Source organism: Cyclobacterium xiamenense (assembly GCF_009467825.1).
Taxonomy (GTDB): Bacteria; Bacteroidota; Bacteroidia; order Cytophagales; family Cyclobacteriaceae; genus Cyclobacterium; species Cyclobacterium xiamenense.
Genome location: NZ_WIOK01000021.1, coordinates 39,139 through 59,593 on the forward strand (window position 1 = coordinate 39,139; position 20,455 = coordinate 59,593).

A 20,455-nucleotide genomic window follows, 5' to 3' on the forward strand; every position below is an offset into this window, starting at 1 on the left:
TTTCAGGAGTTTTGATCATTAGCGCCCCGCTCTAACAAAAGCGGGAAAAACTGACCGGTCAATTTTTCTCCTGGCTCAAAAACAGGTACCCCGGCAAGCAATTCGTGTTCGGTATTGGAACGGGTTCCGTCGGCGAATACGTTCAAAACAAATGCTCTTCGGGACCTTTCGGATTTGTTTTCGTAAGAACCGTGCACCATAAGGGGATGGTGGAACGTACCGTAACCTTTTTCCATTTCGATGGGGACGGGACGAAATTCCTTTTTCTGTGCATCGGTCAGGTAATCCATCAATCCCTCCATGTCACCAGCCAATTCCGGCTTATCCAACAAGCCCCATCGATGACTTCCAGGCACGTAATAGACGCATCCGTTTTCGGTATCCGCGTCGTCTAACCCCACCCAGCAGGTGAGGTGTTGCATGGGTACGGAGCGTGTCCAGTACGCGTAATCCTGATGCCAGGCCACTACACCACCGTGTTTGGCAGGTTTGCAAAACAACTGGTCGTGCCAAAATCGCACTGACCGATCCCCCAAAAGCTGACTTGCCGCCATCACAAAGGCCGGATTCCACAAAACATCGTGAAAACCACTGGTAATGCGCCAATGGCCCAGGGAATGAAACAAGACGGTGTTGGGATCCGCCGATTCGTTGGACTTGAACTCGTAAAACAATTCGTTACCGGGATGGCTGGGATCGGTTAATTCTTCCAATTCTTTGGTTAACACATCCACCTGCCAGGGATCCAACAATTTGACATGAGATAAGTAGCCGTTCTCCTTGAAGAAAGCCACTTGCTCTTCCGAAAGGCGGTACTTTTCCCAATCTTTTTCTGTTTGGGGCCATTCAAATAGATCGGTGATCAACTTGTGAATCCGGGATAAATCGTTCGACATGGGTAACGCGTAAATTAGGGATTGGGTAATAAAGGTGCTATTTGATCCGGGGACGTAACGCCGGGAGGAAGTGGGGTCACCGTCAGGTTGCGAAAATGAATCGGTGCTCCTTCTGACTCCAGGCAGATATATCCTTTCTTCTGGGTTGACTGACGGATGCCGTTGACGAATTTTCCATTAACGGAAAGCTTGATCACGCCATCCACGCATACCACCACGTAGGTATTCCATTGGCCTTTTCCCAGGCAACGGTTTTCGATGGATTTACTGCGGGTGCCGCGTGGATTGTCGGGAACGGTCTCCACACCACCCACGCCAAAGAGCTCTCCGTGTACGTAGGCAATGGGCGGCAACTCCCCATCCGGACGTTTATTTTGGTTGACCCAATCCAATTCCAGCATTTGTACTTCCACTCCATCGGGCAACCGGTTTTCGCCAGGTACTGCACCGGACCAGACAAAGCTGCCGGAATTTCCACCGGCTTCCATGTGTTTCCACTCCACATACATGACGAAATTTTCGTATTGCTGCTCGGAACGGATCACGCCGATCGGTAAACCTTCGCATACCAACTCCTCCCCCTCAAAGCGCCAGGTAGCCGGGCCCGTATTGACATCCCTCCAACGAATGGATTTTTCTTGTGTCGCCTTTCCCTGAATCAATGCATTGAGGTCTTGCTCCTTTCCAAATTCAAATAGAAAATCCTGCGCCGGAAGCGTGTATGAAATAAATAAAAGGGCAAATAAAAGTAAGGGGGTTTGTTGTTTCGTATTCATAAAATTGAGTTAGAAAATCGTCAAATGCTACACCACTTTGGTAATACCCGGTACGGCGATGGGCGGAACGTCTACCACCAGGTCCCATCGGTAATCGTCAGCGGCGGGGCCCAATTTATGCTCGCTATTCATTGCCTGTTCCCAGGTGATGGTTTGTCCGCTATAGCCGACCATTCTTCCCAAAATGGCCAGCATGGTACTATTTGCCATCAACTCTCCCTCATTCATGGGTTGGCCGGCCCTGATGGAGGCAAAAAGTTCTTCGTGTTGGGTCTCGTAGGGGTTGTTGGATTCGCCTTTGTAATCCCAACGCTCGGATCCCATCGTGGCATGAATTCGTTTACCTACATCCACGGAAGCAAACCCTTCTGTACCAGCTATGTCTACCTTATTGGTATTGGAACAGCCTTTCTGTTGCCGACTAAAATGAACGCCTTTGATGTTGTTTTCGTATTCGTATTCGATGGCAAAGTGGTCGTAGATATTGCCCCACTGTGATTCTGTGCGGGATTGCCGGCCGCCGGTACCCGTGGCTTGGATCGGCAAACGGTCGCCGAGTGCCCAGGACATCATGTCCAGGCTGTGAACCATCATCTCCACGATGTAATCTCCCGACAGCCAGTCGTAATAGTACCAGTTCCGCAATTGGTACTCCATCTCCGTCCAATTATCCTGCCGGGGTTTGTACCACAAGCCCCCGCCATTCCGTGCGGTAAAAACCGAGGTCACTTCGCCGATTTCCCCATCCAAAATTCGATTGAACAGGGCGCGTTTGGGAAAATCATACCGAAAGGTAAATCCGGATACCACCGACAAGCCTTTCTCTTTGGCTTTCCTGGCCGAAGCCAAAACGCTGCGTACACCTGGAGCATCGACTGCTACGGGTTTTTCGCAAAATACGTGCTTACCAGCGTCTACGGCTGCTTTGAAATGCGCCGGACGGAAGGCAGGTGGCGTCGTAAGGATTACCACATCCACCCCTGCATCCAATACTTTCTGGTAGGCATCAAATCCCACAAACTTCTGTGCATTCCCGACTTTGACTTGTTCGGGATTTATCTTTTTCAGCGATTGATAGGACTCTTCCAGGTAGTCGGAGAAAATATCCGCCATGCAGGTAAGTTCGGCGTCTTTATCCGCCTTCAGCGCTTGGGCAGCAGCTCCGGTGCCCCTTCCTCCACAACCGATAAGTCCCACTTTCAATGGTTCCCTACGGGCAGCATACCCTTGCCGAATAGAAAAACCCATGGGAAGCACGGCGCTGCCAATGACTGCCGTGCCCGTGGATTTAAGAAATGTTCGTCGGTGATTGTTTTTATTCTCCATAATTCACTACCTCTGTTATGTTGGCCTGTTGGCCCATATATTTTCAAAATCAAGCGTAAAATACGATATGTCTTTTCAAGTTCAAACAATTTTTCTACCAAAAGCCCGGGGAAAAGAGATAAAAATATTTGCGCTTGTTATCAAACGACAAAAAATAATATCTTTGAACAAATTGACAATAAGCCTTCATGCAAACTAATTCGCCGGCTATCGCCACTTCACTTTCGGATCTGATCGAAGCGCTCAAAGGAGAGGTATTGACAGACTCTTTTTCGCTGGGCATGTATGCCACAGATGCCAGTATTTACCAAATTTTTCCATTAGCGGTTGTTCTACCCAAAGACGAAAGCGATGTGAAAAAAGCCCTGGAATGGGCCAATAGCAATCAGGTCACCATTTTGCCCCGTGGCGGCGGCACCAGCCTCGCCGGCCAGACAGTCGGCAATTCGCTCGTGCTCGATTTTTCCAAATACATGGACCAGACCCTGGAAATCAACACCGAGGAACGATGGGTACGGGTGCAGCCTGGCAAGGTTCGGGATGTTCTAAACGACGAGTTGGCACCTCTTGGGCTCCATTTTGCCGTAGATCCAGCCACCTCCAGCCGGGCAAATGTTGGAGGAATGGTCGGTAATAATTCTTCGGGAACCAAGAGTATTCTCTACGGAAAAACGGTGGACCATGTACTGGAAGCAAAAGTACTGCTGGCAGACGGAACCGGTATGCATCTAAAAAATACAGATGCGGAAACCTATAGGCAAATAGCCCTAAAAGGCAGCCGGGAAGGGGAAATCTACCGACGATTTAAGGAAATCATCGACAAGAACAGCGCCTTGATCGAACAAAAATTTCCAAAAGTCATGCGGCGGGTTGGAGGCTACAACCTGGACGAATTCATACATACCGAGGATTGGAACCTGGCAAAATTGATCACGGGAAGCGAAGGTACGCTGGCCACCACCCTGGAACTAAAACTCAACCTCGAACCGCTGCCTTCTTTTAAATCGGTTTGCGTACTCCATTTTGCAGAGTTGTTGGATGCCGTTGGGGCGGTAACGAGCATTTTGCCGTACCAACCCTCAGCTGTAGAGATCTTGGATAAAATCGTGGTGGACCTAAGTCGCGAAAACCTCACCACCAAGCGGCATTGCCATTTTATCCAGGGAGATCCAGCTGCCATCCTGATCGTAGAATTTTACGGAGAAACCTTGTCGGACGTAATGGACCGACCCACCCAAATGATCAAGGAGTTGCAGGAAAAGGGCCTGGGATATGCCTTCCCGTTGTTTCCTCAGGGGCCAGAATACGAAGACGTATGGGTGGTGCGAAAAAAAGGACTCGGCCTGATGCTGGGAATTAAAGGCAAGAAAAAGCCCCTACCCTTTATAGAGGATGCCGGAATCCCTACGCAGCACCTGCGGGAATACATTGATCGTACCCTACAGATCTGTAAAAAACACCAGACGGAAGTAGCCATGTATGCCCACGTAAGCGTGGGGGTTATCCATGTACGACCCATACTGGACCTGCGGGACCAAGCGGATATCGAGCGCCTGGAAGCCATCGCGGAGGACACCTTCCAGTTGGTCATGGAGTACGGAGGGTCCTGGAGTGGGGAGCACGGAGACGGCCTCGTTCGAAGCCCGTTTAACGAGCGCTTTTTTGGCGCGGAACTGTACCAGGCCATGATTCAGGTCAAACGCCTCTTTGACCCGGAAAACCGCATGAACCCTGGGAAGATCGTAGAAGCGGAGCCCATGTCACGAAACCTTCGGTATGGGAATCGGTACCAGGATCAGGCGGTAGAGCCTGTCTTTCATTACCGATCCGAGCAGAGCTTTCAGGAATCGGTCCACATGTGCACCGGAGTAGGCGAATGCCGCAAATTACTCGGTGGCACCATGTGCCCCAGTTTCAAGGCTACCCGGGACGAAGAGCATACCACGCGTGGTCGGGCCAATGCCCTGCGAATGGCCATGTCGGGCCAATTGGACGAAAAAGGGCTGCGCAGTGAACGCCTGCAGGAGACCCTGAGTTTGTGTCTGAGTTGCAAGGCCTGCAAATCCGAATGCCCCAGCAACGTGGACATGGCCAAAATGAAAAGCGATGTGATGCAATGGTATTACGACGCCAATGGCGCCAGCCTGCGGGACAAAATGATCCGGGATGCAGCCGGCATGGCCAGGCGCTTTTCCGGCAAACTGGCCAAACCGATCAATTTCCTGCAATCTTCTCGCTTGTTTCGGAAAAGCCTGGAAAAAATCGCCGGATTCGATAGCCGGCGAACGCTCCCTGCCTATGCCTCGGAATCATTTTCCAACTGGTTTGAGAAAAACGGCGGAAAGCAGAAAAAAACGGGGAAAAAAGTGGCCCTTTTTGCCGATACTTACCTGAACTACCACGAACCCTCCATTGGCAAGGCAGCGGTAAAATTACTCAACGATTGCGGATACGAAGTCGTGCTGGCCAACGTGGGCTGCTGCCAGCGACCCAAGATATCCCATGGTTTCTTGAGAGACGCAAAAACAGAAGGAAAACCAACCGTGGAAAAGCTACTCGCATTTATCGATCAGGGCCTTCCTGTGCTGGTGTGCGAACCGAGTTGTGCCTCCGCATTGAACGATGACTTTCCGGATTTATTCGATGAAAAAGAAGTAGCTGACAAACTAACCAAAAACGTACTCATGATTGATGTTTTCCTTGCCAGGGAAATGGAACGGGGAAATCTGAATGTTCGCTTTCGCAGCAAGGGAAAAGGGCTGCAGATTCACGGTCATTGCCACCAAAAAGCGCTGTATGGGACCCAAGCAATGAAAAAAACCCTGGGAGAACCGGCATCCTGCACCGAAATTCCTTCCGGATGCTGCGGCATGGCGGGCTCCTTTGGCTACGAGAAAGAACATTACGCCCTGTCTCAAAAAATCGGAGCCGAAGTTTTGTTTCCTGCCATCCAAAACGCCCCGGAGGGAAGCGAACTAGTCGCTTCCGGCTTTAGCTGCAGGCACCAGATTGATCACTTTACCGGAAAGCAGGCAAAACACTGGGTGGAGTGCGTGGAAGTGATTCCCGAATAGGCGTTTGGCGCTGGACATTCCCTTTCCTACACCCAGGCGTAGCAATACCCGATTGGTAGCAGGAAGTGGGTTCGGCGGGACTCCATCCGCCTACCGCTACCCTGCCCGATAAAAAATCTACGCGAGGAAATGGCCGAAACCAGACGGTTTATTTTATTTTTACCAGAATTACCCATTAAAAAATACACCAAATAATCCAACCTATACATGAATACAATCCCCCAGCACGCACCCCGAATCCTCTCCATCGATGCCTTGAGGGGATTTGATATGTTACTCATCGTATTTGCCGATCGCTTTTTTGCCTCCCTGCATCGGGGCGCAGATACCGCATTTACCGGGTTTTTGGCCCGGCAATTTGAACACCCGGAATGGTTTGGTTCCACCTTTTACGATATCATCATGCCCTTGTTCCTGTTTGTAGTCGGGGCGGTCATTCCTTTCTCCCTGTCCCAGCGCATGCAAGAGCAAAGCAGCAAAGGACAGCTGTACCGTAAATTGCTCAAGCGCTTCGTTATTCTTTTTATCCTGGGTTGGATCGTGCAAGGCAACCTGCTGGCCCTGGATGCGGGGCAGTTTAAGGTCTTTAGCAATACGCTACAGGCCATCGCTGTGGGCTATGTAATTTCTTGCCTGGCCTTTATTCACCTAAGCCGAAATGGCCGCTACCTGTTATTTGTTGGCTGCCTGGTTGCCTATGCACTGCTGCTCACACTTCCGCAGGTACCGGGCCTAGGCAGAAGCACACTGCTTCCCGACCAGAATTTTGCCCTTTATGTGGACCGCTTGGTGTTTGGACGCTTTGACGATGGACTGCAATACACCTGGTTGTTGTCCGGTTTGGGCTTTGCTGCTACGACCCTTTCCGGTTTGTTTGCCGGCGAATGGATTAAATCCGAGATGCCGCGAGAAAAAGTAGCTCGCTACCTGTTCGTAGCCGGATTGATTGCTCTGAGTCTGGGACTGCTTTGGGGCATCTGGCATCCCATCGTAAAAAAGATCTGGACCAGCTCCTTTGTACTTGCCTCCTCGGGTGTTTGTTACCTGCTCCTGGCAGGCTTCTATTGGATTATCGACGTCAAGGGCAAAACAAGCTGGACCTTCCCGCTAAAAGTGATTGGCATGAATGCCATCACTGCCTATGTGCTTTCCCATGTCATTGATTTTCCGGCCATCGCCGATGATCTATTATTCGGTCTGGAACAATACGGCGAAAGCTGGTACCCGGTGTGGACCAGTATCGGCGGTTTTGCGATTTTGTATACCTTGCTTTGGTACATGTATGTCAACAAAACCTTTGTCAAAGTATAAGCGCTACAGCTTTCAATAAATGACTTCCCATGCGTTTACCTTTGCTATATCTCCGAACTGCAATCGTACTTATTGGGCCATTTTGGCTGCTATTGCGCACCGAAACCGTCTTTTCCCAGACCGAAACGACGGCCACCGGGGTATTGGTTTCTCCGGTGGAACTGGCCGAAATCAAAGCCAAAGCCGATCAGGGACTGGAACCCTATCGGCAAAACCTGCAAGAATTCCTTTCCTTTATTGATAGCCTGATGGCGACTTCTTCGGAATGGCAAGACCTTTCAGGGGAAGTGATCGTTTACGAGCGAAGTTCGTCCAGTCCCATTCAGCTGAGTTCGATCGGGGCGAAACTGGTGTACGGTACCGCACTCGCCTGGCACCTCACGGGAGGAGAGAAATATGCCCAAAAATCCCGCTCCCTGATTTTGGACCTTACCGATACCTATGGGTACCGAAATGACGCCGAACCCAGGTTTCACTGGGGCGCACAGGGCATTCTGAATTTGGCTCGGGGGGGTACACCTTATATGTACGCAGCGGACCTGCTGGAACCCTGGTCGGGATGGAGCAGAGAGGACAAGCTAAGCTATCAGCGCTGGTTACGGGATGTCATGTACCCCAAGGTGGCTTGGGCAAGTCGCTGGAGAAAAAACAACTGGGGGGTAGCCGGTTCGTTTTCGGCTGCACTTATCGCCTGGTACCTGATGGAGCATCCGCATTGGAAGCTGGAGGAAATAAGCCCCAAGCCGCGAACGTTAAGTCCTGGCGAGGCCTTTGACGCGCACAATCGGTACCAAATCGGGCGATTGCTCACCACGGACGAATGGAAAATGGATGGAAAAGTAGCGCTGTGGGGAATTCTGCCGAATGGAGCCATTCCAGAAGAAATCCGGCGTGGGGACGATCCGATCGATGGCGACCACCTGGCCACTGATGGAAGCGGTACCCACTATACCATGACATTTATCGAACACCTTACGGCACATGCCGCCTTTCTTCATCGACAGGGCGACAATCGCTTATTCGACCACGTAGCGGCAGATGGCTCCGGTTCGCTCCTGCAGGCCTACTTGTTTGTCATCGATAATCCGATAAGATCGCACTGTTTCACCCCAAATCGAATCAACGCCCTGTATCTGGCCTACGATTATTACCGGCACCCGGCCATGTTAAACGCGCTTGATACCTGTGGCCCCGGCAATATCTCCGGACAGCGCCTGGCTCTCTTTGCAAAGCTCACCCGGCCCGTGGTGCACAAGTAAAACCTGGATCCGGATAGCAGAAAGTAGATAAATCCAATGTACTTTTACTAATGGTTCGTATCGTTTAGCTCCACATCCCCATGAAAAACCAGCGGAAAATCGATCGTTGCCTGAATTGTGGCCGAAGTCTGCCAGACTTTGAAAACTATTGCCCCGACTGCGGTCAGGAAAACAAGGACCAAAAGGTACCGGTAGGGGTGTTTTTGGAAGAACTGATTACAAGTCTCTTTAGTTTTGACGGAAAATTCATTCGCACACTTGGGGTTTTTCTTTTCAAGCCGGGTACGTTGACCCGTTCATTCAACTCCGGCCAACGAAAAAAATACACCCACCCGATTCGTCTGTACCTGATCTTTTCCCTTTTTTACTTCTTCATTATCGGTTTTATCATCCCAAAGGACATGGTGGATCGTATTCTCACCTCTCGGGAGATTTCGGCATCCGAAGAAATCCAGCAGGAAATTGAAGATAAAATTTCCGAATCGGAACGGGAAGAATTGACGAAGCTCCAACAAGCCGTAATAAAGGAAATTCCAAACACAAACCCGGATCATTCAGACAGTGTAGCCAACACGCTTTCCTGGAAAGAACTTCGGTTTTTATCCATTGACCCGGAGGTAAGCGTAGAAACCTTTTCGGACACCCTGGAAAAAAGCGCCTACGCCTTTGATTTGGGATTCAGTGCCGAAAAACGGCGGGCTTTCATCGCCAATTCCAACCTGTTTGTTTCCCAATCGGTAAAAAACCTACCATTGATGATGCTGGTTCTTCTGCCAATCTTTGCACTTTTTGTACATGTTTTGTACAGCAAGCGGCAGCATTTTTACATCGAAAACCTAATTTTGGGATTTCACCTGCATGCCTTTGCCTATGCGTTATACGGATTGGTCATTCTTATTAATCATACTTTCAGTATTCAAAACAATTGGCTTGCGGAAATCGCCTTTGTCCTGGTAACGACGTATGCCTACGTCGCGATCCTACGTCTATTCAAACAACACTGGTTTCGAACCCTAATCAAATTTTGGGTGTTGGGGATCGGTTATTTCTTGGTACTGCTTGCCGGAATGGGCCTTGAGCTGTATCTTTCCTTACTTTTGCTCTGATGCAGCCATTATTCCTGCTTGTACGTGGATAACAGCGCACAAAGGGGGTAGTTGCAGGCACCGACACGGTATTTGGGATCAAAGAATCCGGCCATTGCCATGGTTTCGTAGGATTTTTTCGGGTCATATGCCACGCCAGGTTGGTATTTTTCTATTCCGGCAGCCGCCCGCTCCCGATCTAATTTCACCTTGGTATTATTCCACTGCCGGTAAACTTCCTTCCCTTTGGCATAGGGGATGACGTAGTCCAGCGAACGGGCAACGGAAGCTCCCGATGGAGTTTCAAAATGAAAAAAAGCTCTTCCTGTCCCTGGGGTTTCTTTTTCAAGGGAAATGAAAAATTGTAAAAGTGGCTTTAAGCCACTTACATGGTAACTAAGTGCGTCCCGCTGGCGAATATCTACGCTTGTCCCGTCCGAAAAAAGGGCCTTTTCCAGGTAATGACGGGTCCGGGCCTCCGCCCAGGCAAGCAGCGTTTCGTCTTCGACCAGGATTCCAATGGTACCTACCAGATTGATACGCTTGGTTTCCCAGTTGTTTAACGGCACCCGATCGTTACCGATTTCGGCATCAGCGATCGTTTTCAGCCATTTCTCCAAAACAACTTTTTCTTGTGGGTTTAGGTGAGGTTTTAGAAAAAAATAGGAATAGACAACGGGGAGCAATTTGTTTTCATTAATGGGGTTGCCAGTGGCCGTAAGGGTTTTAGCCCAGCTAAGGCTGAAATCCCGCATTTTCTCGAAACTATGTTCGTCCGCAAACAGGGCATAATGCCAGTAAAAAAGCGCCATTTTGTCCATGTCTTCCAAATGCAGTAAGGTCTCCACTCGGGCGGGGTTATTGTCCAGCAGTCCCTCGTAGCGAATCTCGGCAGTTGGGTTGGGATTATCCAGCCGGATTGCCGACCATTCCTGTTCCAACTGATGTCGAAGCCCTGCTAACTCCCCGGCTTGTGCCAATTCTCGGATGGCTGCCGGATGGACAAGGGTACTAAATTCGGTGGAAATACCGCTAAGGGGAAACCAGCCAGGTGTAAATAAAAAAAGCAAAATCAAGGTCATGGTATGAATATACAGGTTTCGGAAACAATTTATCCATAGCGTTGCAGAAAATCTTTCTTGTAGCTCATCGGGGTCATCTTCATCTTTTCCTTAAATTGTTTGTTGAAATTGGACAGCGTATGAAAGCCACATTCGTAGCTGATCTCACTGATATTGATGTTTTCCCGCTGCAGCAATTTGCAGGCATGCCCGATACGAACCTCCGACAAAAAGTCGGAAAAGGACTTGTTCATTCGGGATTTAAAATACCTGGAAAACGAACTGCTACTCATATTGATTAGCCCAGCTACCTCTTCCAGTTTTACCGGGCGTTGAAAATGATCCATGACAAAAGCATATACGGTACTCATTCGGTCCTTTTCTGATTCTTTGTTGGTGTTCATGTATCCTGCCCGTACGATAGGCTGCACCTCAGTAGAGCGGGCTATGCGTAGCAAAATCTCCAACAGCCCAATAATCCGGTCCAATCCGTCCTTTTGTACCAGAGAAGCAAGCAAGGGTCTGAGTTCCTCATTGGTCGCTCCTAAAATTTCCAGGCCCATGCCCGCTTTTTCGAGGAGTACACGTAATTCTCCAAATTCTTCCTTCTGCATCAGTTCCTTCCCAATAAAATTTTCCGGAAAGTAAACGACGATTCCTTCGGTCAGCAGGTCGCTTCCTTTCTCAAAATATTCCTGGTCATTCCGCCAGAGATGCGGCAGGTTTGGACCGGTAAACACCAGATCGTTTTCTTTAAAAACCCGCATGTCATCTCCGACAAAGCGTGTACCTCGCCCCTGTCTGACCCAAAATAACTGGTATTCCGGATGAAAGTGCCAGTTTTTGTCAAAATTGGCTGCTACCAGCTCCCTGACCACAAAGGCGTTTTGTTCCGGAATGCGGGATTTTTGAAACGGCTTTTTCAATGAGTAATAAATTTATGCGCGTATTTTGGCTAAACTACAATAAAAATGACAAAAAACAGTAGGAATTAGGTAAAAAACAGTAAGAAATACACTTATAAATTCCCCATATTCGTACTGTGAAAATACCAAACAATAGCACCCAAACACGAATTACCATGAAACATTGTGGGTTAATCGCCATTGCCATCCTTTTCTGGATGGGCTGCGGTAACAAATCAACGGAAATTAGCCTTTCCGATGGCCCGAGACGGGCAGAGATCCTTTTCCTTGGGCACGAAAGCACCCATCACAATTCCGAAAAGTTAATGCCGATGCTCGCCAGGCATTTGTTTCAAAAGGGCATCAACCTGACCTACACGGCCGATCCCGAAGACCTCAACGCAGAAAATCTCCGCCTGTACGATGGGCTGATGATCTACGCCAATCACGACGAAATCACCGCCGATCAGGAAAAAGCGTTAAAAAACTATGTGGAAGGCGGCAAGGCCCTCATTCCTATTCACAGCGCTTCCTTTTGTTTCCGGAATTCGGATTGGTTTGTCGAAACCGTTGGGGGACAGTTTTCGTCCCACGGTACCGGGGACTTTACCGCTACGATTGTCGATGGCACGCACCCGATAATGGAGGGAATCGAAGAATTTGAAACGTGGGACGAAACGTATGTTCATGCCCAACTGAACGAAGACATGACCGTGCTTATGGAGCGTGTGGATGGAGAGCACCGGGAACCGTACACCTGGGTACGTGAACAGGGAAAGGGAAGGATATTCTACACTGCCTATGGCCACGACGAACGTACCTGGAGCCAGCCGCAATTTCAGGAGTTGGTGGCAAATGGGGTCCTATGGGCTATCGGCGATAACGTTGCGGCCCAGGTTGCGGCCTACGACATTCCGCAACCCGTGTTTGAAGATGCGGAAATTCCAAACTACGAAAACAGAGACCCTGCCCCCCGCTACCAGCTACCCCTATCCCCCGAGGAATCCATGAAGTTGGTACAGGTTCCGGTGGGCTTTGAATTGCAACTATTCGCTTCCGAGCCGGATATCATCAATCCCATGGCCATGTGCTGGGATGAAAAGGGCCGGCTGTATGTGATTGAAACCACCGACTACCCCAACGAGGTTCGAAAAGAGGGTGGCAACGACAAAATCAAAATGCTGGAAGATACGGACGGAGACGGCAAAGCCGATAAGGTTACCATTTTTGCCGATGGGTTAAACATTCCAACCAGCCTTGTCGCGGTAAATGGTGGTATTTTGATTTCCATGGCACCCGATTTCGTCTTTTTAAAAGATACAGACGGGGACGGCAAAGCGGATGTAAAAGAAACCCTGATCACTGGCTGGGGCAAAAGCGACACCCATGCGGGCCCATCCAATCTCCGGTATGGATTTGATAATAAATTATGGGGTGTATTGGGCTATTCCGGATTCCGCGGAGAAATTGATGGCACTTCCTTTTCCTTTGGACAGGGTGTGTACCGTTTTGACCCTGATGGTACCGATTTTGAGTTTCTTGGAAATACCAGCAACAATACCTGGGGGTTGGGCTTCAGTGAGGAATTCAACGTGTTTATCTCCACCGCAAACGGGCAACACAGTGCCTACCTGGCCATGCCGCGCGAATACGTACGCAGACCGGTTCACGGGGGTTCTGTCAACGCCGTCCATGGTATCGACAGTCATTACGACATGCCCCACCTAACGCCCTTTCTACGACAGGTGGATTGGCACGGTGGGTACACGGCCGCTGCAGGCCATCATTTGTATACCGCGCGAAACTTCCCCAAATCCTATTGGAACCGAGTGGCCTTTGTAGCGGAACCTACCGGAAGGGTGCTCCACAATGCCATCATTGAAAAAGAGGGTTCCGGATTTCGGGAAAAAAACGGCTTTAATATATTGGCTAGTTCGGACGAATGGTTTTCACCGGTCCATGCAGAAGTGGGGCCGGATGGCGCCCTTTGGATTGCCGATTGGTACAATTTTATCATTCAGCATAATCCCACACCCAAGGGATTTGAAAATGGAGAAGGGAATGCCTACATCAATCCGCTGCGTGACGCCAAACACGGGAGAATCTACCGGATGGTGTACAAGGGCTCGGATTCGTACGAGGTGATGAACATCGATTCCGACCGGAATGCGGACCTGATAGCCGGACTGAAAAGTAATAACATGTTCTGGCGCATGACGGCCCAGCGCCTAATCGTTGAAAACCAGAAAACGGATTTGATACCAGAACTTTTGAAACTGGTCGACGATCCTTCCGTTGACGAAATCGGTCTGAATAGTCCGGCGGTGCATGCCCTGTGGGCACTGCATGGGATTGGTGCGCTGGATGGCTCCAACCAATCGGTAAACGAGGTAGTAGCCAGGGCTTTGAAACACCCGGCAGCTGGCGTCCGAAAAAACGCCTTACAGGTATTACCGCGCAATTCGGCTAGTTTGGAAGCGGTACTCGCCACCGATGTACTGAAGGACCCGGATTTGAACACCCGTAAAACCGCATTTTTGGCCCTGGCCGATATGCCCAGTTCAGAAACGGCTTCAAACCTACTGCTGACCTCGGCTGACGCGGCCGACAATGGAGCGGACCCTTACCTGCCACAGGCGATTTTCGCCTCGGTGCTTTCGCACCCGCAGTCCTTTGAAAATCTTTCGGCAAGCTTGCTGGACCCCAACAAGCCGGATTCCCTGCTTTCCCTGAGCGAGCGGGTGTCCAAAAGCCTGGTGTCGGAACAATACAGCCTGGACCGACGGGCAGGCATCCCCTACCCTCCGGAAGTTGTGGGAAAAGAGCTACACCTGCAAGCGACGCTTAGTAAAGCAGATGAACCCCTGGAAGGAATTATCGTGGCTCAGGGAAACAGCACCAATGGTTACAGCCTGTATATTCAAAACAACCGCATAAATTGGCTGGTCCGCCAAGATGGGAAAAGCTATCAGGCAAGTAGCGGGACCGGTCTCCCCGCTCAACAATTCGTGCTCAACGCCAGCCTCCTGCAGGATGGAGCGATGGTCCTGAGCATCGATGACCGTCAAGTGGGCACGGCAAAGGCAGCCGGACTATTCGATCAGGAACTGGAACCAAATCGTGTTCGTATCGGCCATGATAACATGGGCTCCGATCAGGTAGGTACCTATCCGGACCGCTTTTATTTCCGGGGAAGGATGAACAGCCGGGCATCTCATCTAAACCTAAAAATTCCTGCCGAAAAGACAGGTACAAGCGGGTCGATGGCTTCTTCAGAAAGCTCAACCCAGGGATCCGCAGGTGCGGTGACCATAAAAATGGGAGTAATCCAGCACGAAATGAAATTTGATAAGCCCAGTTTTACCGTGAAGGCCGGACAGCAGGTGACCATTGATTTCACCAACGACGACTTCATGCAACACAACCTGCTGGTTGGAAAGGCAGGCAGCCTGGAGACCATCGGAAAAGCAGCCGACGAACTGGCGCGCGATCCCAATGGCGTTACGATGAATTTTGTTCCCAAAATTCCGGAAGTACTCGCTTCCACCCCTTTGGTAAACCCGGAAACCAGCGAAAGTCTGGTATTCACGGCTCCCAATGAACCCGGTGAATATCCGTATCTCTGTACGGTTCCTGGACACTGGCGAATCATGAATGGCATCATGATCGTAGAATAAGGATTTTTCATTAATCGAAACACAATGGCGTTAGATATTAAACTGGGAGTCAGTACCTGGCTGTGGACGTCTCCGTTCCAGACAGAGACGATCTCCCTTTTTCCAAAAATCAAACAAATGGGCTACGATGCGGTGGAGATTCCCGTGGAAGACCCTTCAGTAATCGATGGCAAAACGGTAAAGCAGGCACTGGAAGACAACGGATTGCATCCCATTGTATGCGGCGCCTTTGGCCCAAGCAGAGATTTGACCCACGAGGATCCTTCCTACCACCAAACGAGTCTGGATTACATCCAACAATGCCTGGATTTGAGCGTGGAAGTAGGTGCCGAATTTGTTGCAGGACCCATGTATTCCTCCGTTGGAAAGGCCCGCTTGGTCTCTCCCGAACAAAAAAAGGTGGAATGGGACAGGGCGGTATCCAATCTCTACAAGGTGTGCGTGATGGCAGAAAAAGCCGGTCAGAAAATAGCATTGGAGGCCCTTAACCGGTTTGAAACCGATTTGATCAATACCACGGAAGAACTCATGCGGCTGATTGGCGACATCAACCACCCGGCTGCACGGGTGCTGCTGGACGGTTTTCACATGAACATCGAGGAGCCAAATATCGAAAAGGCCATTTTGCAGGCTGGCGATAAGCTGCTTCACGTGCAAGTATCGGAGAACTACCGGGGAACCCCCGGCACCGGTCAAACCCGCTGGGAAGATTACAAACGAGGACTGGAGAAAGTAAACTACAAGGGGACCATTACGATCGAAAGTTTTACTCCGGAGATCAAAGAATTAGCCGGCGCGGTTTGCATCTGGAAGCCGCTGGCAAGCAGCCAGGATGCCTTTGCCTCTGATGGATTCCGTTTCCTGAGGGAATGGGCCAGCTCCTAAAATATTCCAATTGCATCACCATAAATTTTACCTATTATGACCCATAAAAAACTCAATATCGCCATCATCGGGCTTGGATTTGGCGCAGAATTTATCCCCATCTACCGGAAACACCCCGGGGCCAATATGTATGCCATCTGTCAGCGAAACGAAGCAAAACTCAACGAAATCGGCGATGCATTCGGTATCGAAAAACGGTATACCGATTACGATGAATTGCTAAAGGATCCGGACATTGATGCCGTCCATATCAACACGCCCATTCAGGCACACGCCGAGCAATCCCTCAAAGCATTGCGGGCCGGAAAGCACGTAGCCTGCACCGTGCCCATGGCTACCACAGTCGAAGAATGTCGGCAAATTGTAGAGGAAACGGAGAAATCCGGCCTGACCTACATGATGATGGAGACGGTTATCTATAGCCGGGAATTTCTTTTTGTCAAGGAAATGTACGAAAAAGGCGAAATGGGCAAGTTGCAATTTCTTCGTGCCAGTCATCAGCAGGAAATGGCCGGGTGGCCTGGGTACTGGGAAGGCTTACCCCCCATGCATTACGCCACGCACTGCGTAGGTCCCGTTTTGGCGCTGGCTAAAGGGCAAGCAGAATACGTATCCTGCTTTGGTTCGGGTAGAATTGACGAAAACCTAATCGAAAAATACGGCTCGCCCTTCGCCATCGAAACCTGCCATATCAAACTGAAAGATTCCGATCTGTCCGCTGAGGTTACCCGCTCACTGTTCAACACAGCCCGGCAATACCGGGAAAGCTTTGACGCGTACGGTTCGGAGAAATCCTTCGAATGGACGCTGATTGAACACGAGGATCCCGTCGTTCATACCGGTGAAAAGCCAGAACGAGTGAAAGTACCGGACTATGCCCACTTACTACCGGAAGAAATTTCCTCCTTCACGACCGCGGGCGTATACGACTCGGACGATAACCAACACCTATCCTTTATTCAAGGTGCAGGGCATGGTGGTTCGCACCCGCATTTGGTTCACGAATTTGTCACCGCATTGCAGGAAGGACGGGCGCCTTATCCCGATGCCCGCCAATCGGCAAACATCACGTGCGTGGGGATTTTGGCGCACGAATCCGCCATGAAAGGCGGCGCCATCATCCCGCTCCCTGCATTTACGCTCAACAGTTAGGTGGAGAAAAGCTATTTCCTTTCCTAACCAACCCTCAACCCGGAATACTTGAATTCCGGGTTTTTTTGTGCATAAAGGCGCAGCTCACTACAAGCCGGCCGCTGCGTATAAAATCTCAACAGGGTGCCGTGCTTTTTTGCCCGTACCATCGGAAATCTGATGCCGGCAACTTGTACCGGGCGCAGCGATCAATGCGTCTGCTTCCGCAGCGCGGACAGCAGGAAACAATACCATCTCGCCAATCTGCATGCTCAGCGAGTAATGCTCTTTTTCATAGCCAAAAGATCCTGCCATCCCACAACAACCGGAAGGAATCACCTGAACCCGGTAGTTTTCAGGTAGTTCAAGCAGCTTCTTGGTATAATTCACCGAAGAAAGGGCCTTTTGATGGCAATGCCCGTGCAGGTGGACGATTTTGGCTTCCGAGGTAAAGGCATCGGGACCGATATTTCCAGCAATAATTTCTTTCGCTAAAAACTCATCGATCATTTCGCAATGAAATTTAAGCGATTTGGCTTTTTCCCGAAGGCTTTTGTTCACCAGACGAGGGTATTCGTCCCTAAAGCTCAGAATGGCCGATGGTTCCAAACCAATCAAGGGGCTGTCTGCATTTACCAGGTCAGCGAACAAGGCAACGTTTGCTTCGGCCATTTTTTGTGCATAATCCAACAGGCCTTTGGAGATGGCCCCTCTCCCACTTTCCGCATGATCTACCATCTTCACCTCATAGCCCAGGTGGCGCAATAACGTGATGGCTTTGATGCCGATCTCGGTGTCGTTGTGATTGGTAAATTCGTCGAAGAAAAAATACAGCGATTTGATGATGGGTCTGCCTGAAAGCGTTCGGTACTCCTTTTTGTACCAACTTTTAAGGGACTGCTTGCTGATTGTCGGTAAGGTTCGTTGCGGGGCTACGCCCAAAAACTTTTTCAATCCACCTCCAAATGCAGCGTTTGTAAGAAAAAAATTCGATATACCCGGAACCATACTTCCCAGACCGTTTAGTTTGTTGATATACGCAAATGCCCTGGACCGTAACGGCACCCCATTGGTCTTTTGGTATTGGTACTGAAATTCTGCTTTCATCGTGGACATGTCCACGTTGGAGGGGCATTCGGAGGTACAGCCTTTGCAGGAAAGGCAAAGATCCATCACCTCTTTGATTTCCGGATGATCGAAAGGATTTTCCTTTCGGCTATTGGTCAGAAATTCCCGCAAGGTATTGGCCCGTCCGCGGGTGGTATCTTTTTCGTAGCGGGTGGCCTGATAACTGGGACACATGGTACCTCCACCGGAATTTGGCAGTTTGCGGCAATCCCCCGATCCATTGCATTTTTCGGCCATGCGCAAAATGCCTCCTACATTGCTAAAGTCAAATTTTGTCGGAAACTCCGGGGTTACCATTTCCGGTTCGTAGCGAAGGGAAGTATTCATCGGCGGTGCATCCACAATCTTTCCAGGGTTGAATATTCCGTTGGGGTCCCAGGTAGCTTTCAATCGCTTAAATAGATCGTAGTTTTCCTGACCGACCATCATGGGAATAAAGGCAGCCCTCACCCGGCCGTCACCGTGTTCCCCGCTCAGGGATCCCTTGTATTTTTTTACCAGCTTGGCACTGGCTTCGCTAATCCGGTAAAATTCCTCCACATCCCTGGCCTTTTTCAGATCCAGGATGGGGCGCAAGTGGATTTCGCCGGCGCCAGCGTGGGCATAATAAACCGGTTCCTGCCCAAATTCCTTGATTATTTCGGCGAACTCGTCAATATAGTCTGCCAGATCTTCTATCGCCACAGCGGTATCTTCGATGCAGGCTACGGCTTTTTTGTCACCGGGAATGTTGGCAAGCAGCCCCAAGCCCGCACTGCGCAACTGCCAGGCACTGTTGGTCCGATCCGGGCCAATGACGGGAAAAGAATAGCCTAAACCGGCGTTTTTTAAGGCGTCCACAAAAACCAATCCTTGTGTTTTGGCCTCTTCGATGGTTTTTCCCCGAAATTCCACCATGAGAATGGCTTTGGGGTCTCCCTCGACAAAATCCCGGTTTCGACTTTGTTCGACATTTTCCTTGGTACAGTCCAGGATGATTTTATCCATCAACTCTACTGCGGTGGGTGCATGCTTCATGGCCACCTGCGCTGCCTTCATGCTGTCGTGGATGCTATCAAAATGCGCTGCCACTACGATATCAAAGGGATCAGGTAGTGGATCCAGGTGGATTTTTATCTCCGTGGTGATGGCCAGTGTACCCTCCGACCCGCAAAGCAATTTACAAAAATCGAATGGATTTTGGGATTCCGAAAACAGCTGGGATTCCAGCAAATAATCAAGGGCATATCCCGTATTTCGGCGGTGTATGGCCGCCTTGGGGAAATGCTCCCGAATGTTTTGTTGTACTTCCGGCTTGCTAAGCTCTTCCCGTATGTGGCGGTAGAGTGCTCCTTCCAGGTTATCTTGCTTGCATTTTAATTCGAAATCCGCAGGGCTCATGGATTTAAAAACCGCCTCCGTCCCATCGCTCAACAGGACCTTAAGTTCGAGCACGTGTTCCCGGGTACTTCCGTAGACGATGGAGGTGGTTCCGCAACTGTTATTCCCCACCATTCCACCGATCATGGCCCGGGTAGCCGTACTGGTAATGGGACTAAAAAAATACCCGTGTTCTTTGAGGTAGTTGTTCAATTCATTACGGACGACTCCAGGTTGTACACGAACCCATCCCTCCTGCTTGTTAAACTCGACGGTTTTATTCATGTATTTGGAGACGTCCACCACAATGCCCTCACCCACGCATTGACCAGCCAGAGAGGTACCGGCGGTACGCGGAATCAGGGAGGTACCGTTTTCTGTCGCAAAACGGATCAGTTTTTTCAGATCACTGCATGTTTTTGGCAAAGCTACTGCCAGCGGCAAGGATCGGTAGACCGAGGCATCCGTGGCATACAAGGTTTTCATCAAGCTGTCAAAATGCAGTTCCCCATCCAGCTCCTTGCCCAATTGGCGCAGAAGCGGGGCAAATTCCGTTGTCGTTTTACTCATGGCCCAAAAATA

13 protein-coding genes are annotated in these 20,455 nt (G+C 50.1%); 7 read left to right on the plus strand and 6 right to left on the minus strand.

The window, feature by feature from the left end:
- Positions 1 to 2: 2 nt before the first annotated feature.
- Genes GCU44_RS15770 through GCU44_RS15780 form a run of 3 tightly spaced genes read right to left on the minus strand, consistent with a single transcriptional unit; the run spans position 3 to position 2,998 of the window.
- Positions 3 to 896: a phytanoyl-CoA dioxygenase family protein gene (locus GCU44_RS15770; protein WP_154857527.1), complete on the minus strand. Its 894-nt coding sequence runs from the start codon at positions 894 to 896 to the stop codon at positions 3 to 5.
- A gap of 14 nt (positions 897 to 910) precedes the next feature.
- A complete protein-coding gene (locus tag GCU44_RS15775) occupies positions 911 to 1,672 on the minus strand; it encodes a 3-keto-disaccharide hydrolase (protein ID WP_154857529.1) in 762 nt (253 codons plus the stop codon).
- Between the two features lie 27 nt (positions 1,673 to 1,699).
- A complete protein-coding gene (locus tag GCU44_RS15780; protein ID WP_092169901.1) occupies positions 1,700 to 2,998 on the minus strand; it encodes a Gfo/Idh/MocA family protein in 1,299 nt (432 codons plus the stop codon).
- A 188-nt stretch (positions 2,999 to 3,186) separates the two neighbouring features.
- On the opposite strand from GCU44_RS15780, the gene GCU44_RS15785 reads away from it, so the two are divergent.
- The 4 genes from GCU44_RS15785 (at position 3,187) to GCU44_RS15800 (ending at position 9,748) form a co-directional block, all read left to right on the plus strand.
- Positions 3,187 to 6,072 (plus strand): FAD-binding and (Fe-S)-binding domain-containing protein, encoded by a 2,886-nt coding sequence (locus GCU44_RS15785; protein ID WP_154857531.1) that lies wholly within the window; start codon positions 3,187 to 3,189, stop codon positions 6,070 to 6,072.
- Positions 6,073 to 6,279: 207 nt separating this feature from the next.
- Positions 6,280 to 7,383 (plus strand): acyltransferase family protein, encoded by a 1,104-nt coding sequence (locus GCU44_RS15790; protein ID WP_154857533.1) that lies wholly within the window; start codon positions 6,280 to 6,282, stop codon positions 7,381 to 7,383.
- 29 nt (positions 7,384 to 7,412) lie between these two features.
- Positions 7,413 to 8,642 carry an alginate lyase family protein gene (locus GCU44_RS15795; RefSeq protein WP_154857534.1) on the plus strand — a complete coding sequence of 410 codons (1,230 nt, stop codon included), beginning with the start codon at positions 7,413 to 7,415 and terminating at the stop codon, positions 8,640 to 8,642.
- An 80-nt stretch (positions 8,643 to 8,722) separates the two neighbouring features.
- Positions 8,723 to 9,748 carry a DUF3667 domain-containing protein gene (locus tag GCU44_RS15800; RefSeq protein WP_092169914.1) on the plus strand — a complete coding sequence of 342 codons (1,026 nt, stop codon included), beginning with the start codon at positions 8,723 to 8,725 and terminating at the stop codon, positions 9,746 to 9,748.
- Positions 9,749 to 9,756: 8 nt separating this feature from the next.
- On the opposite strand, the gene GCU44_RS15805 is transcribed toward GCU44_RS15800, so the two are convergent.
- Both GCU44_RS15805 and GCU44_RS15810 read right to left on the minus strand, forming a co-directional pair.
- On the minus strand, positions 9,757 to 10,809 hold the full coding sequence (locus GCU44_RS15805; RefSeq protein WP_154857536.1) for an alginate lyase family protein: 1,053 nt from the start codon (positions 10,807 to 10,809) through the stop codon (positions 9,757 to 9,759).
- 29 nt (positions 10,810 to 10,838) lie between these two features.
- Entirely contained in the window at positions 10,839 to 11,714 is an 876-nt protein-coding gene (locus tag GCU44_RS15810; protein ID WP_154857538.1) for an AraC family transcriptional regulator, read from the minus strand.
- 155 nt (positions 11,715 to 11,869) lie between these two features.
- Here GCU44_RS15810 and GCU44_RS15815 point away from each other — a divergent pair, with 155 nt between their 5' ends.
- From GCU44_RS15815 to GCU44_RS15825, 3 genes are read left to right on the plus strand one after another with little or no spacing between them, the layout of a single operon-like run.
- On the plus strand, positions 11,870 to 15,370 hold the full coding sequence (locus GCU44_RS15815; protein WP_154857540.1) for a PVC-type heme-binding CxxCH protein: 3,501 nt from the start codon (positions 11,870 to 11,872) through the stop codon (positions 15,368 to 15,370).
- 24 nt (positions 15,371 to 15,394) lie between these two features.
- Complete coding sequence (locus tag GCU44_RS15820; RefSeq protein ID WP_154857542.1) at positions 15,395 to 16,255, plus strand: sugar phosphate isomerase/epimerase family protein; 861 nt, start codon at positions 15,395 to 15,397, stop codon at positions 16,253 to 16,255.
- A gap of 36 nt (positions 16,256 to 16,291) precedes the next feature.
- On the plus strand, positions 16,292 to 17,407 hold the full coding sequence (locus tag GCU44_RS15825; protein ID WP_154857544.1) for a Gfo/Idh/MocA family protein: 1,116 nt from the start codon (positions 16,292 to 16,294) through the stop codon (positions 17,405 to 17,407).
- A gap of 87 nt (positions 17,408 to 17,494) precedes the next feature.
- Here the strand turns inward: GCU44_RS15825 and GCU44_RS15830 are convergent, their stop codons facing one another.
- Complete coding sequence (locus GCU44_RS15830) at positions 17,495 to 20,443, minus strand: FAD-binding and (Fe-S)-binding domain-containing protein (RefSeq protein WP_154857546.1); 2,949 nt, start codon at positions 20,441 to 20,443, stop codon at positions 17,495 to 17,497.
- Positions 20,444 to 20,455 lie beyond the last annotated feature (12 nt).

Bases quoted from the DNA above. Each gene is read 5' to 3' on its own strand.
- GCU44_RS15775 (WP_154857529.1), bottom strand. From the start codon at position 1,672: ATGAATACGAAACAACAAACCCCCTTACTTTTATTTGCCCTTTTATTT.
- GCU44_RS15805 (WP_154857536.1), bottom strand. From the start codon at position 10,809: ATGACCTTGATTTTGCTTTTTTTATTTACACCTGGCTGGTTTCCCCTT.
- GCU44_RS15795 (WP_154857534.1), top strand. From the start codon at position 7,413: ATGCGTTTACCTTTGCTATATCTCCGAACTGCAATCGTACTTATTGGG.
- GCU44_RS15820 (WP_154857542.1), top strand. From the start codon at position 15,395: ATGGCGTTAGATATTAAACTGGGAGTCAGTACCTGGCTGTGGACGTCT.
- GCU44_RS15800 (WP_092169914.1), top strand. From the start codon at position 8,723: ATGAAAAACCAGCGGAAAATCGATCGTTGCCTGAATTGTGGCCGAAGT.
- GCU44_RS15815 (WP_154857540.1), top strand. From the start codon at position 11,870: ATGAAACATTGTGGGTTAATCGCCATTGCCATCCTTTTCTGGATGGGC.
- GCU44_RS15790 (WP_154857533.1), top strand. From the start codon at position 6,280: ATGAATACAATCCCCCAGCACGCACCCCGAATCCTCTCCATCGATGCC.
- GCU44_RS15785 (WP_154857531.1), top strand. From the start codon at position 3,187: ATGCAAACTAATTCGCCGGCTATCGCCACTTCACTTTCGGATCTGATC.
- GCU44_RS15780 (WP_092169901.1), bottom strand. From the start codon at position 2,998: ATGGAGAATAAAAACAATCACCGACGAACATTTCTTAAATCCACGGGC.
- GCU44_RS15830 (WP_154857546.1), bottom strand. From the start codon at position 20,443: ATGAGTAAAACGACAACGGAATTTGCCCCGCTTCTGCGCCAATTGGGC.
- GCU44_RS15825 (WP_154857544.1), top strand. From the start codon at position 16,292: ATGACCCATAAAAAACTCAATATCGCCATCATCGGGCTTGGATTTGGC.
- GCU44_RS15770 (WP_154857527.1), bottom strand. From the start codon at position 896: ATGTCGAACGATTTATCCCGGATTCACAAGTTGATCACCGATCTATTT.